The organism is Allomuricauda sp. ANG21, assembly GCF_040705235.1.
Lineage (GTDB): Bacteria > Bacteroidota > Bacteroidia > Flavobacteriales > Flavobacteriaceae > Flagellimonas > Flagellimonas marina.
This window is the reverse complement of record NZ_JBFCVT010000011.1, coordinates 292,295-306,681: the sequence shown is the minus strand read 5'-3', so window position 1 is coordinate 306,681 and position 14,387 is coordinate 292,295. Positions and strand designations below refer to the sequence as shown.

Annotated in this window: 11 protein-coding genes; 5 read left to right on the top strand and 6 right to left on the bottom strand. The window is 39.1% G+C overall.

Annotated features, from left to right (window positions below; all coding sequences use genetic code 11):
* Position 1: 1 nt before the first annotated feature.
* Positions 2–1,117: a GDP-mannose 4,6-dehydratase gene (gmd, locus tag AB1A65_RS10165; protein ID WP_366588557.1), complete on the bottom strand. Its 1,116-nt coding sequence runs from the start codon at positions 1,115–1,117 to the stop codon at positions 2–4.
* Positions 1,118–1,303: 186 nt separating this feature from the next.
* Positions 1,304–3,346, bottom strand: a complete 2,043-nt coding sequence (locus AB1A65_RS10160; protein WP_366588555.1) for a hypothetical protein — start codon at positions 3,344–3,346, stop codon at positions 1,304–1,306.
* A gap of 304 nt (positions 3,347–3,650) precedes the next feature.
* Between AB1A65_RS10160 and AB1A65_RS10155 the strand changes: the two genes are divergently transcribed.
* Positions 3,651–4,274 carry a sugar transferase gene (locus AB1A65_RS10155; RefSeq protein WP_366588552.1) on the top strand — a complete coding sequence of 208 codons (624 nt, stop codon included), beginning with the start codon at positions 3,651–3,653 and terminating at the stop codon, positions 4,272–4,274.
* Between the two features lie 33 nt (positions 4,275–4,307).
* Here the strand turns inward: AB1A65_RS10155 and AB1A65_RS10150 are convergent, their stop codons facing one another.
* Together AB1A65_RS10150 and AB1A65_RS10145 are read right to left on the bottom strand one after the other, a co-directional pair.
* Complete coding sequence (locus tag AB1A65_RS10150) at positions 4,308–5,666, bottom strand: CoF synthetase (RefSeq protein ID WP_366588549.1); 1,359 nt, start codon at positions 5,664–5,666, stop codon at positions 4,308–4,310.
* Between the two features lie 40 nt (positions 5,667–5,706).
* On the bottom strand, positions 5,707–6,087 hold the full coding sequence (locus tag AB1A65_RS10145) for a hypothetical protein (protein ID WP_366588547.1): 381 nt from the start codon (positions 6,085–6,087) through the stop codon (positions 5,707–5,709).
* Positions 6,088–6,323: 236 nt separating this feature from the next.
* Between AB1A65_RS10145 and AB1A65_RS10140 the strand changes: the two genes are divergently transcribed.
* Both AB1A65_RS10140 and AB1A65_RS10135 read left to right on the top strand, forming a co-directional pair.
* Positions 6,324–8,495, top strand: coding sequence for a TonB-dependent receptor (locus tag AB1A65_RS10140; protein WP_366588545.1), 2,172 nt, complete (start codon positions 6,324–6,326; stop codon positions 8,493–8,495).
* A 12-nt stretch (positions 8,496–8,507) separates the two neighbouring features.
* Positions 8,508–8,882 carry a heavy-metal-associated domain-containing protein gene (locus AB1A65_RS10135; protein WP_366588543.1) on the top strand — a complete coding sequence of 125 codons (375 nt, stop codon included), beginning with the start codon at positions 8,508–8,510 and terminating at the stop codon, positions 8,880–8,882.
* 79 nt (positions 8,883–8,961) lie between these two features.
* Here AB1A65_RS10135 and AB1A65_RS10130 read toward each other — a convergent pair whose 3' ends face one another.
* Positions 8,962–10,344 carry a tyrosinase family protein gene (locus AB1A65_RS10130; RefSeq protein ID WP_366588541.1) on the bottom strand — a complete coding sequence of 461 codons (1,383 nt, stop codon included), beginning with the start codon at positions 10,342–10,344 and terminating at the stop codon, positions 8,962–8,964.
* Between the two features lie 52 nt (positions 10,345–10,396).
* Positions 10,397–11,938, bottom strand: coding sequence for a fibronectin type III domain-containing protein (locus AB1A65_RS10125; RefSeq protein WP_366588538.1), 1,542 nt, complete (start codon positions 11,936–11,938; stop codon positions 10,397–10,399).
* A 501-nt stretch (positions 11,939–12,439) separates the two neighbouring features.
* Between AB1A65_RS10125 and AB1A65_RS10120 the strand changes: the two genes are divergently transcribed.
* On the top strand, positions 12,440–13,099 hold the full coding sequence (locus AB1A65_RS10120; protein ID WP_366588536.1) for a NeuD/PglB/VioB family sugar acetyltransferase: 660 nt from the start codon (positions 12,440–12,442) through the stop codon (positions 13,097–13,099).
* A gap of 234 nt (positions 13,100–13,333) precedes the next feature.
* Complete coding sequence (locus tag AB1A65_RS10115; RefSeq protein WP_366588534.1) at positions 13,334–14,365, top strand: ATP-grasp domain-containing protein; 1,032 nt, start codon at positions 13,334–13,336, stop codon at positions 14,363–14,365.
* Positions 14,366–14,387 lie beyond the last annotated feature (22 nt).

Below are 14,387 nucleotides of genomic sequence, written 5' to 3'. Positions count from 1 at the left end.
CTTATTCGAAATAATTTAGAATGCGATAGCCTCCTTCTTTCAAGTATTGTTCTTTTTGCATCAGTTTTAGGTCACTTTTCATCATATCCTTTACCAATCCTTCCAAATCGTATTCGGGTATCCAACCTAGTTTGGTTTTTGCTTTTGTTGGATCCCCTATCAGAAGGTCGACTTCGGTTGGTCTAAAATACTGTGGATCTACGGCCAACACTTCTTTACCAATTTCAAGTTGGTAATTTGGGTTGTGGCATGCCTTTACATAGGCTTTTTCATCTACACCTTTTCCTTTGAACTCCAATTCAATTCCCACTTCGTTGAAACTCATGCGCACAAAGTCACGAACTGGGGTTGTTTTTCCAGTTGCAATTACCCAATCCTCAGGTTCATCTGCTTGCAAAATCATCCACATCATGCGTACGTAATCCTTAGCATGGCCCCAGTCTCTCTGAGCATCCAAATTTCCTAGATAGAATTTGTCCTGAAGTCCCAATGCGATTCGGGCAGTGGCCCTTGTTATTTTTCGGGTCACAAAAGTTTCTCCTCGAATGGGTGATTCATGGTTAAAAAGTATCCCGTTACATGCATACATATTATAGGCCTCCCTATAGTTTACCGTAATCCAGTATGCGTACATTTTTGCCACAGCATATGGGCTTCGGGGGTAAAATGGTGTTGTCTCACTTTGTGGTACTTCTTGGACTTTTCCATATAGTTCTGATGTGGAGGCCTGATAAATCCGGGTTTTCTCACCTAATCCCAATAATCGAACGGCATCCAAAATACGGAGTGTACCCAAACCATCTGCATTTCCTGTGTATTCAGGTGTCTCAAAGCTTACGTGAACGTGGCTCATTGCTGCCAAGTTGTATATTTCATCGGGCTGTATTTCTTGCACCAAACGAATTAGGTTGGTACTGTCAGTCATGTCCCCATAATGTAGGATGAAATTTCTGTTTTCTACATGTGGGTCCTGGTACAGGTGATCAATACGGTCTGTGTTAAAAAGGGAAGAACGCCTTTTTAAACCATGTACTTCATACCCTTTTTTTAGAAGAAATTCACTAAGATAGGCGCCATCTTGTCCGGTCACCCCAGTAATCAATGCTTTTTTTGCCACGTTTTTGAAATTTAATTACAAAGATGTGTATTAAACCCTATATGACAAGTATTATTATATGAAATGTATTCTTTTCTGGATGGAGAGTCAATAATCCATTAAAAGCACGACCTATAATCGAAAAAAAAGAGAAGCTTAGTTAAGCTTCTCTTTTTTGTCTATAAAGTGAGTTTGTTGATTAAATTTCTATTTTATGGTAATGGGGTTTCCGCTAGCGTCGGTGCTATTTATAAGTTGAACCGATTGAGTTCCGCCGAGCACTTCTAAGGCGTTTATACCACTGGCGCCAGTAAGGTTACAATTCTTGATTGTGTTACTACTGTTGAAATTACCTCTTAAATAACCAAAAGGTCTTGAAGATTGCGAATTAGAGTAGTTTATATTGATGTTTTCAAGATTAACTCCAACCACATCAACACCATTGCTGGCAATGACACCATTAATACCATTTGCAGATGAGGCGTCTACATTTATGTCGTTATTTATGAAATTAACATAGCCTTGGCTCCCACTATTCTGTGAGAAACGCATTGCACCTATATCAATTCCTTGGGATGCGGTGAAATTAAAAACGTTTCCATCCACATTAATGGGTTCATTGGCAACCGGAGCATAATTGTACATGGCGTTCACATAGCAATTGTTAAACACATTGTCTGTAATATTGATGTTTTTCAGTGCTCCATTGTATGAACTGGTGTTGGAACCTAACCGCACACCTCCATAATTTCCGGTGGTCTCCATGGTAAAGGTGTTATTGGTGATAACAGCTCCATCAACCTCGGTCATCGACAGAAGGTAATAGTGAGCGTCACTTCCCGGGACAGTTCTAATAACATTGTCATGTACATAAATGTTCTGAATAAGATTACTGCTCTGGGTGCTAAAAAAGTCAATCATAGTCCCCATTTGTTGGGCAGAGTTAAACATGGATTCAGGAATCTCCTCAAAGTAACTATTCTTAATTTCCACATTGGAGACACAGGCTTTAATTGCCCTTCTTGTACAATATCTGTAATCCTCGTTGTCAAAAACAAATTTGCTATCGTGATCAAGTGAACCTCCACCTTGAATTGCATAGAATGCTTCAGCATCATCACCAATAATATTGGTGACTTTATTGTTGGTGTGCAATACTGTAAAAGGATCACTGTAATTGATACCTGAAATTGTATACCACCATCCTTTTGAGATACCAGCAGGTGCATTGTTATAATTTCCATCACCCTGGGCTACAATCTGGTCAATTACACAGTTGGAAAATTCACCATATTTAAATCCTGATTCTGAAGCGTTTATGGTAAATCTGAAAGCAACTGCGCGGTAGGTGGTAGATGCATAAAAATTGTGCACATAAAGATCTTGGAACCTAAAATATTCCTGACCATGCAAATAAAACAGTCTTCCATAGGTATTTGTTCCGTCGAACTCTCCATTGTAAATGGTCGGTGATAAATTGGTGATATCAAAAACAGCATCTACAGAAACTTGACCTGTATTGAAACCGGCAGCACTAGTAACTTTAAGAACTGCGCCATTCATGTTCCAATCCAAGATACCTGATCTTCTGTAATTTGTAGGCCTATTTTTTATGTAGGTACCTCCATTGGCAGTTACAGCCAACTCAACGTTGTTGATCATTGCATCAATGGCGTCTGTATCATCTGAATTATCCCCAGCATTGGCCCCAAACGTTTCTGGGCTTACCCTAGAGGCATTGTATGTTTCACTGAAGGTAACTGAAGGAGCAAACGCTTGTTTATAGGTATTTTCTATATAAGCTCCATTTAAATTAATATTGGAACCAGAAATAACACCCCCTGCAGGTTCAATGGTTTGACCAGCGGCAAAGGTGCAGGAATTACAATTGAAAGATTGGGAAATGACTGCTTTTAAATTGGCATTGGCAGGATTGGTAATATCTGCCATGGATGTAGGCGTATAAGTTCCTTCAATTTTATTGGTGTTCTCAGGATTGTCAGGTGTACTAAAGTCAATCCCGTCAAAAGGATCCTCATCTGGATCTTGGTCTTGGTCTGGGTCTTCATCTGGATTCGGATCTTCATCTGGATCCGGGTCTTGATCTGGATCTCCAGGTTCAACAACCTCTTCGTCAGGTTCGATTACATACTCATCAAATAGGTCACTATCTTTGGCACAAGATGAAAAAAATAACACTAATGTGACCAAAAATAGCATGGCTCGTGGGGTACAATAAGATAACTTCATGGGTTAAAACGAGATTTCGGGTTTTAAAATTAGTACTTCTTCAAACTTATTTCGTCCAAAAACTAAATTATTCGATGAAATACACATCCAGTACGTGATTTTAGGATCAAATGGATTTCGTCGATACCCGAAAATCGATGAACGGCAAGATATTTTAACATTTATTAATATCCAAGCCTTTGTCCTACTTTCAAACAGAACATTTTGTTAATTTTGACTTAAAGATAAATTACACTGACTTTTTAATGTCCCGATACAATGGCTTCACAAAAGCGACGTTATTACCAAAACTCAACTTTTTGTAATGTATAAGCTATTTTTGAAGAGAGTACTTGACTTGGTCTTGGCGGTTATTGGATTTGTACTGTTATCTCCTATTTTCATTATTATTTGGTTCGTTCTGCTCTTTGTCAACAATGGTAAACCATTTTTTCTTCAACCTAGACCGGGAAAAAATGAGAAGGTTTTCTCGATTCTAAAGTTCAAAACCATGACGGATAAAACCGATAATGATGGAAAACTTTTGCCTGATGAGTTAAGGGTCACCAAATTTGGCACTTTTTTACGGAAATCTTCACTGGATGAAATTCCCCAACTATTAAGCATCATTAAGGGCGACATGAGTTTAATTGGTCCTAGGCCTTTACGAGTGAGGTACTTACCCTATTATACCGAAGAGGAAAAAATTAGGCATACGGTTAGGCCAGGGGTTACCGGCTTGGCTCAAGTATCTGGTAGAAACCTTATAGATTGGGACACAAAACTCCAAAAGGACATAGAGTATGTGCAAAACCTGTCCTTCGCCTTGGATATGAAAATCTTATTTAAGACCGCCCTAAAGGTTTTGTTACGAAAAGATGTTGCATTAGATAACGAATCCGGTATGCCAAGCTTTGATGAGGAAAGAATGAACAAACCTAAAGCTTAAATTAAACCTAAATTCCTATTGGCATAGCCCCTATCAAATCTTGGGGGATAACTGAGGGGATGATTGTTTTATTGCCCCCTTATTTTTGTTGATCACCAATTTTCTTTTCCCTGAAGGCAACAACGGAATGTCGTCCACATACTCTACATGTATTATGGCATCTTCTCCAAAATATTCCATATACTTATTTCGAATCCTTCCCTCATCATTCCGGTCATAAAGAGGAGAAACTTTCAACTTTATTGTATAATCACCATCTTCTTCCTCGATAAACTGGAATTGTTCAATACCCTTAAACTGCAATATGTGATGAATAATATGAGAAGATATGTAGTCCCCTTTTGTATTGGTGAACATATCCATTTTTCTTCCTTCAACTTTAGTAAAGACAATAGCTTGCTTTTCCGGGTCATAATCCATTACACCCACATCACCGGTATCGTAACGTATCATGGGCATGGAATAATTAAAAAGATCTGTAATCACTATTCTACCCGTTTCACCAGGCCTGGCAGGTTTATCTTCATTCAAATCCAGTAATTCCACATGATAACTCGCCCAATTAATTTCAAAGTTCCCCGTACCATCGTTCACCTTTTGCTGGGCCAATATTCCATTTTCGCTGTTCGAGTACCTGGAGACAACTTCAGTGCCCAAATATTTTTCCGCCCTACTCTTTACACCTGGATTCAAAGCTTCGGCTATAGATATGATGGAGTCGAATTTACAATGTAAAGACCTTCCCAATTGTTGCTCAACATACTTGGAGACCGTGTTCAAGGCAGAAGTGTATGCTAACAGACTTTTATTGGATGAGCTATGTTCCAGCTCATGTACCAGCTTGGCCAAATTCGCTTCTGTAAGGTCATCTACCGAGTATGCAGCAATATTTTGGAGAAGGGTCAGTAGTCTGTTTTTTTTGTATTGCTTATCCCATAATCTGAGGTAGTACAGTCTTGAGCCTAATTTAAATCCAGCTCTTTGCGCAAAGAAAAATGTGTCCGCGGTATTTCTGTTCCTTTTGTCTTTGTTCTGAAGGATTTTAAAAGGTTTTCCAGTAGATCCACTGGTGGTAACTTCATGATTGTACCCGTTCAAATGTACTTCACTTCTAAATAGTTCAAACTTTTTTTGAATAGTTTCCTTTTCAACAATGGGAAAATCTTGCAGGCTATATGGTCGTTTTTCTATGGCATAGTAAAATGGAACTGTATGTACAGCGTGCTCCAATAACCTATCAAGGTTATTTTCCCGTGTCAGTCTCGATTCATCAGACTCGGGAGCTTTCAGTACCATTCTAATTTCCGAACAATGTTTCCTTATGTGACCACCCTTGATTGCATCCAAGGACCAAAAAGCAACATTTCGCAACTGTTCCAAAACTTTGACCATATTAATTTAGTTGTACGTTTATTTTAATTGATAGAACTTCTTAATCAACAGAGTCTTCAAAAGAGCTCACATATAAAATACCACTACTTACACTATCCATAACATAGGTATAGTGTCTTATATTTTTATCTGGTATTCTTAAATATCTTCCCAAATTATCACCCTCCATAACGGCATAAATCAAAGGGTCATCGCGCAAGGAATCATAATTTAATATTTTATATTCCGATGTGTCATTAGGCTGTAAATCCCCAAACTTCATTGAAAACAAGGTAACATGCTCAAATTGATGTCCGCTATTATTGATGACCCTTATTTTGGTTACATTTTCTTGAGATGGCCTATGTTCATCCTTGCATTTGGCATCAAGAAAACAAAGCATCAATGATACGACCAAGAAACCAATTTTAATGAAGTTCATAGTGATATGTACAGTTGTTTAAAAGTACTGCTAAGCAAAGCATTAAAAATCAATATTCTGTTAACTTCCAAAAAAATCTATGAATTGCACATGACTGTTAAATTCATGGCGATAATCATGCAATGAGTGTCTAATGCAGTAGATTTGTGTATAAAATCACTTTCGCTGAAATGAGGTTTCTCCTGATTTTCTCCTTAATGATTGTTGGAAAATTTTGCCATTCCCAAATTCAGGTAGTGGGGAAGGTTCTTGAGTACAATGATAAGGGGAAAACCATTGTTTTGCCCTACGCAAATGTGTACTGGGCCAATAGTACAGAGGGCACTACCACAGATTCATTGGGAAATTTCAAGATTCCATTTAACCTTAATTCTAAAAAACTAATTGTTAGCCTTATGGGGTATCGGTCGGATACAATTCCGGTGAACCGACCTAATTTAGGCAATATTGTATTATATCCTAATGTGGTCTTGGACGAGGTGGTTGTGGAAAAAGAGGTGGCCCCTATTCAAAAATCACTGTTCAAGGTACAAAATGTGGTTTCTGTGGATAGCAGAGAGATGTTAAAAGCTGCTTGTTGCAATCTTTCTGAAAGTTTTGAGACCAATCCTGCAGTCGATGTAAATGTATCTGACGCCATTCTAGGTGCCAAGCAGATTCAAATGTTGGGACTAAACAGTCCTTACCTTATGTTCACCCAAGAAAATATGCCTTCCATTAGAGGAGCTTCACAAGTGTTTGGGTTATCTTTCACCCCTGGATCATGGATTGAAAGCATTCAAATAACAAAAGGTGCAGGAAGTGTACTAAATGGTTTTGAAAGCATCTCCGGACATATTAACTCCGAGTTGGTAAAACCTTTAACGGATAAGCGTTTTTTTCTGAACATGTACGCCAATAATTATGAGCGGTACGAATTTAATTCCCGATTTAACCATAGCCTATCCGACGAACTTGGCGTAGGCCTATATGTCCATTCCAACCTCAGGAATGGCTATATTGACAATAATGGTGATTCCTTTTTAGACACCCCATTGACAAAACAGATAAATATTATGAATCGTTGGCAATATTTAAATCCTGAAAGTGGGTGGGTCAGTTACGCCAATATTCAATATTTGGGAGATACTAAGGAAATTGGACAGACTGATTTTAATGTCAATACGGATAAATTGACCACCAATGCTTGGGGAAGTGTCATCAACACAGACCGGCTGGATCTTTCTGCCAAATTGGGCTATGTATTTCCTGATCTTCCCTATCAAAGTTTTGGTTTTCAGACAACCTATACCACGCATGACCAAGATGCTTTTTATGGCTTAAATGTTTATGACATCAACCATAAATCATTTTACAGCAATCTCATATTCAACAGTATCATTGGGAGTACCCTGCACAAATTCAAGACAGGAGTAAGTCTTACTTATGATGGTTTTAATGAGTTGGTAAATGAGACGCCCTACCGTCGTTATGACAATTCCTTGGGAGCCTTTTTTGAATACACGTATGACAATTTGGAAGGACTTAGTTTTGAGTCAGGACTTCGAATTGACCAACATAACAATCTAGGAACCTTTGTTACACCACGATTTCATTTGAGGTATTCACTTTGGGATAAAGCCAGTCTTAGGGCTTCTTTTGGCAGAGGCAAACGCGGTGCCAATATTTTTGCGGAGAATCAACAATTATTTGCTTCTTCAAGACAAATTGCAATTACAGAAAGTAATGGAAACTACTATGGCTTAAAGCCAGAGAAGGCATGGAATTATGGGGTAAGTTTTATCCAAAAATTATATGTGTGGAGCCGGGTTTTGGATTTTTCCATTGACTTTTACCGTACACAGTTTATTGATCAGGTGGTGGTGGATTGGGAAACCCCTGGAGAAATTTCTTTTTACAACCTTACTGGAAATAGCTATTCAAATAGTCTGCAGATAGACTTGAACTATGAAATCCTTCAAGATTTTTATCTAAGATCTACTTACAAATTTTTTGATGTGGTTACGGATTATGATGTAGAAGGCTCTCTAGAAAGACCCTTACAGCCAAAGTATCGGTTTTTTATCAATCTTGGCTATGAGACACCAAAAGTTAGTGAAGGCCAATGGCGATTCGACTTTACCGCCAATTGGTTGGGCAGTCAACGGTTACCAAACACTATGAGCAATCCAGATGAATATCAATTACCCACCTATTCACCATCCTACTTGATTATGAATGCTCAGGTAACCAAAGTGTTTTCAAGCAAGTTTGAATGTTATATAGGGGGTGAAAACATGGGTAATTTTACCCAAAATATGCCGATTCTATCGAGCAATGACCCATTTGGACCATATTTTGATAGCACACTTTTATATGGTCCTGTATTGAAAAGCACCTATTTTTTAGGTTTCAGATATAAAATTTAATCCAATACGTATATGAGAACGATTTTACTATCATTTATAGCTCTAATGGTAATGAGCTCAGGACATGCGCAGGACAAGAACAAATCTGTGTCTTTTGAGGTAAAGGGAAACTGTGGTATGTGTAAAAGTCGCATCGAAAAAGCTGCCATTAAATTAAAGGGTGTGAAATATGCTACCTGGAATCCAGATACCAAAGCTTTTGAGGCCATTATTGACGAAAGAAAATGTTCTGTTGATATTATTAAAGAGAGGATTGCTGAGGTTGGTCATGATTCTGAAGGATTTACTGCTTCAGAAGAGGTCTATGATAAGTTACCGGAATGTTGTAAATATAGAGACCCCAACAGCATTCATTTGGATCACGATATGGGGAACCATAAAAAATGAGTTCTTTATACTTTTATGAGCAATAAAAAGGGAGCTGAAATTTAGCTCCCTTTTTTATGTTCTCTTTATAAGGAGTTTTTTACATCTTAACAACTCTTTTTACCACGAGAATTTCCCCATTGGCATCCGTAACCCGGATTACATAAAATCCAGACGATAAACCATAGAGGTTTTTTATCACCATTGTATCGGTATTCTGGAACGCTTCCTCCTTAATCTTCATTCCCATCATATTGAAGACTTCAATCACACAATCCTTACGCTTATTCAACTTAATGGTTATTTTCTCCGTAAAGGGGTTTGGAGCAGCAGAAATAATAATAGGCTTATCATCCAAAAGATCTCCTCCCTCCTCCCAAACAATGGGTTCAAACAACTTTTCGGAGAAAGGGTACGGCTTGTATTCCCGGTTTTGGGCAAACAAAGGGGCTATTTTACCAGCACCTGCATTCTGGGTATCAATAACGGCTTGAAACGATGATCCGGGAGCCGCTTCAAACCCTGGGGTTAGATTTATTTCATTCACAGACTCAAATCGTGCCACTGCACCGGCAGGCACCAAAAAATTGTCCCCGGCGTCTATAGTAAATTGGTAATAGAAAATCTCTTCTGGATTGTAGGTGTTGCTAACGATATAGTTGTCCAACTGTGCAAGCTGATTTTCTGCATAAAAAACACCATAGACCCTGGAATCAGTGATATCATTTGGGTCAACTGATGGCAAAGTCTGACCGTCAAAGACATACGTTCCGTCATAACGAAGCATTGAGGTGATAATATAGGATGAACTCTGATGTATTTCCTCCCAATCTTGCCACACCTTGTCTACAAATGAATGGTGAAAGTAAAATACCGGGTCTCTTGGAGAGAGTGGGGTTGGCATGGCTCCTCCTGTCCAGACGTGCGCACCTCTGTGAACGGGACGACGTTCCAATTCATTGGAAAATATGAGGAAGTCATTCATTGCCATTAAATTGGAAACATCTGTGGCCGTAGGAAGCGGACCATTTGATCCTAAATTCCTGCCCAAACTCCAATTGGTATTAAAACTCCCTAAAAAGTCTTCATCCCATAAAGCATCAGTTGGGGACTGATATATGGATGAATCCCAATAACCAAGGCTTATTTCTGGATTTACCTCTTGCAAAGCCTGTTCAACTTCAAATATCATTCTTCGGTGCCAAGCCAAGAAAATTTCCCTACTTGATTCATCAGGTAAATTAAAATGTAAATCGAGTCGTGTAGGATCCGCGGTGTTATCAAAATTGAAGAACTGCCCGTGGAAATTTGCCAAATCATTCATTAGATCGGGACCATTCCTTATTTCGTAGAGCGCATCTACCAGTTCAGAAATTTCATAATCTGTCATTTCGTCAAATCCTTTTCGAATACTTTGGCCAAGCGAAGTTTGGACCAAAAAAAGGCTCACAATCAAACCAATTATCAAAGCGTTTTTTTTCATATAAGATAAACTGGGCATATTCTATTTTTTATTGGAAAGAAGTCCTATTTCTCTAATCTTTTGTTTTATTATTTTGGCTATTTTCCAATATATCCAGTCGGTTGACTATATCCTTTATTACTGCATTTTCTTCCTTTAGGGATTTAATCTCTTCCTCCTGCGATAAGATATATAAGGTAAGCTCCTCTATTTTCTGCAATAACTTGGCATTCATTGCACCTAAATCAATTCCCTCTTCCTGTACTTGTTCAGCACTTGGAATGTTGGGGAGGTGACCATGCTCTTCAATGAATTTCTTCACTTCGGTCAAGTCCAAAAGATTAAAATCATCAGTAAATACAAAATCTGGCCAATTACCTTGTAGCTCTACTTTTACTCCTTCCGCAATTACGTTTCCAGCAACCGCTAAACGGTAACCTTGCGTATCTGTTGTTCCAATACCCACATTCCTGTCCGCAAACAAATCCCTCGCGGTCCAATCAACTGTAATCAAATTAGCATTTTCAGAAGTATAGTCAACAATCCCTGTACCCGCAGAAGTGTTAACCGTTTCGGTGTTGCTCACCGCAGAGGTGTTGCCGGCGGCATCCTCGGCGAACACCGTAAAGTCATAGCTGGTGCTTGGCGCAAGGCCCGTTGCGTTGAAGGTCGTGGCTGTGCCCGTATTGGCGATGCTGACCCCGTCCCTGAACACCTCGTAATTGGTCACCCCTACGTTGTCCGTGGAGGCCGACCAGGTAAGGTCCGTGGTGGTCGATGTCGTGTTCGAGGAGGTCAAATCCGTGACGGCGCTCGGTGCCTCAGTATCGGGTGCCTGCAAAGTGTTCACTGTTTCGGTGTTGCTCACCGCAGAGGTGTTGCCGGCGGCATCCTCGGCGAACACCGTAAAATCATAACTGGTGCCTGGTGTAAGGCCCGTTGCGTTGAAGGTCGTGGCTGTGCCCGTATTGGCGATGCTGACCCCGTCCCTGAACACCTCGTAATTGGTCACCCCTACGTTGTCCATGGAGGCCGACCAGGTAAGGTCCGTGGTGGTCAATGTCGTGTTCGAGGAGGCCAAATCCGTGATGGCACTAGGCGCCTCCGTGTCGGTTGTAGCACCTTCAGGAAGGATTGTAATATTATCAACCAGAACAGCATTTCCAGCAACTAATCTTGCCGACCAAGGACTTGTGTATACTCTAATGCCAGGAGTAGTTGACGTTGCCGTAACATTAAATACATATTGAACCCAGTTACCACCAGTAATAGCGGTAGTGCTAAATCCACTTAATCCCTGCCAATTGGCAAAGGCCGGTTGGTTGGATTGGGCTCCTTCCCGAGCCCAAATCGTAACAGTGTAGGTTTGACCTACAACTGCATCGAAACTGTATTGTACATAAGTCCCATTGTTGCCATTGGACTCCGCTCGAATGGAGAAAGCTCCAGATTGGGCATCAGAGTTGTCTGAAAATAGAAGTGCGGTTCCGTTCCAACCTGTAGTCGTATTTGATTCGTTGGTTGGTGAAGCAGCGTTGGAGTCGTCATATAAGTTTTGCGCAAACGTATTTGAAACTCCGAAAAGTAGTGAAGCAAGAAGTAATTTTTTAAACATTTACAAAGAGCATTTAAAGTTGAGAGTCCAGGGGTTTAGAACAAAAATATGCTTCTTTGTACCGAGTCAATTTTTTTGGCATAAATTATCGATGAAACGCAAAAAAATACTTTAAATGTCACCCTTGCCAAAAGCGCTTCCAAAGATAAAATTCTTGGACAGAATGAATTAGAAAAAACAAGATTACTCAATTCGTCTATAATTAAGTCAGGTGACTTGTGGATCTTATTGTCTGATTGCGTCAAAAATCCTACTGGAAAAGGCTAAAATTAATGCCCTTTTCATTCTTAAAATCCCGAATTTTTAACGTAATTTGTAATTAATAAAGATTGAATTCTTTAAAATTTTGCCCCATTTTTTAACCTCAAATGCCAAATATCATGAAGAAAACCCAAATACTAATGAGCCTGGACGTTTTTCAATTTTTCCATATCGGGGAAAAGGGTTAACACAAAGTTTCTTTTCCAAAGTATTCCAATCATTTATTTAATCCCCAAAGAAATGAACGATAAATCCGTAATTATTGGTGCTGGAACCTATGGCCAAACTTACGCCTCATACATGATTGAATCTGGCATAGACATTATTGGTTTCATTGACGACGACCCCAATCTGTGGGGAAAGGAGATAATGGGTATTCCCGTTATTGGCGACTTTGAAAGTCTTAAAAAAAACAGTTTTAAAGAGTGGATAAACAATGTTTACTGTCCCATAGGTGATAATATTGTCCGTGAAAAGTATTTAAGCGAATCCAAAAGATTAGGATACAATATCCCCAATTTCATCCATCATACCGCGATAATAGGACCCGGTGTACAACTGGGTGAGGCCAATTATATTCTGGCAGGCAGCGTAATAATGCCACATACGGTCACTTCAGACTATGTGATGATAAGCATAGGATCCACGATTGGTCACCACGTAACCATTGAAAATAGCGTCTTTATTTCTTCAGGCGTAAATATTGGTGCCAATCTATCGCTCAAAGAACACTCTTACATTGGTATTGGGGCTACAATTATGTCCAATATCGATGAAATTGGGAGAGGGGCACTCATTGGAGCGGGCAGTGTAATCATTAAAACAGTTGAGCCCCATACAACCATGGTAGGAAATCCTGGTCGTTCGCTTATGAAACAACATAAATCATCCATAAAATAGTATAAAAAAACCACTCAAGAACATAGGTCCTTCCAAAAAAGATACACCTTAAGCAATACATAATTACTTGTCAAGCACACTTTTATCCATTTTTTTGAACCATATATCGACCTTGGATAATTGAAAATTGATTATGACGACAAGATTAGTATATTCAAAGTTTCAAATAAAGGAACCTAAATCTTTCCTTTTTAAAACATAGGTCATAATCGAATAGCCAAACAACACCATTCAATGAGAAAAACCAACATTCTGTTCACCTGTGCAGGTCGCAGAAACTATTTGATCAATTATTTTAAAGATGCGCTAGATGGAAATGGGCGTGTGTTCGCAGTGGATAACCAATTGACTGCTCCCGCACTTGTTGATGCCGATGTAGCCATCAAAGTCCCTCCCATTTATGACTCTGGGTATATGGACCATTTAAAGGAAATTGTTGCGTCCCATAAAATCAATGCCATTATCTCTCTGAATGATTTAGAGCTTCCTCTCCTGTCTGAGCATAAAGATGAATTGGAATCGTTGGGAGCCAAAGTCATAGTTTCCGACCCAGAAGTGATTGACATTGCCTTTGACAAATGGAAAACATTTACTTATTTTAAGGAAATTGGTGTTGGCACCCCAAAAACGTTTTTAACTTTAAAGGATGCCAAGAATGCTATGGACAAAGGTGAACTTCACTATCCCTTGATTGTTAAGCCAAGATGGGGAAGTGCATCAATTGCCATTGATATTGTTGAAAACGAAGAGGAACTTGAACTTGCCTATCAGTTACAGCGAATTAAGATTCAGAAGTCAATATTAAAAAATGCGAGCTCCAGTGATATTGAAAAAAGTATTTTAATTCAGGAAAAAATAGAAGGTGATGAATATGGAATAGACATCTTAAACGATTTTAAAGGCAATCATTACGGTTCTTTTATCCGAAAAAAAATAGCCATGAGATCTGGTGAAACGGACAAAGCCATTTCAGTGATTGACCACAACTTTTCCAAAATAGCTGAAACCATCGCTAAAAAAACCAAGCATATAGGTAATATGGACTGTGACTTTTTTGTCAAAGATGGTGAAGTATTCTATTTGGAAATGAATCCGCGATTTGGAGGTGGATACCCATTTTCACATGAAGCAGGCATAAACACTCCTGCTATTTATATAGCATGGCTCAATGGTGAAAATTCAGTTGACCATCATAACAGCTTCGTTGGGGGGCTTATGTTTTCAAAATGTGACAGGATGATGCCGATAAAGAATATAAACCCTTAAATGATATTTTCTTTTTAATCTT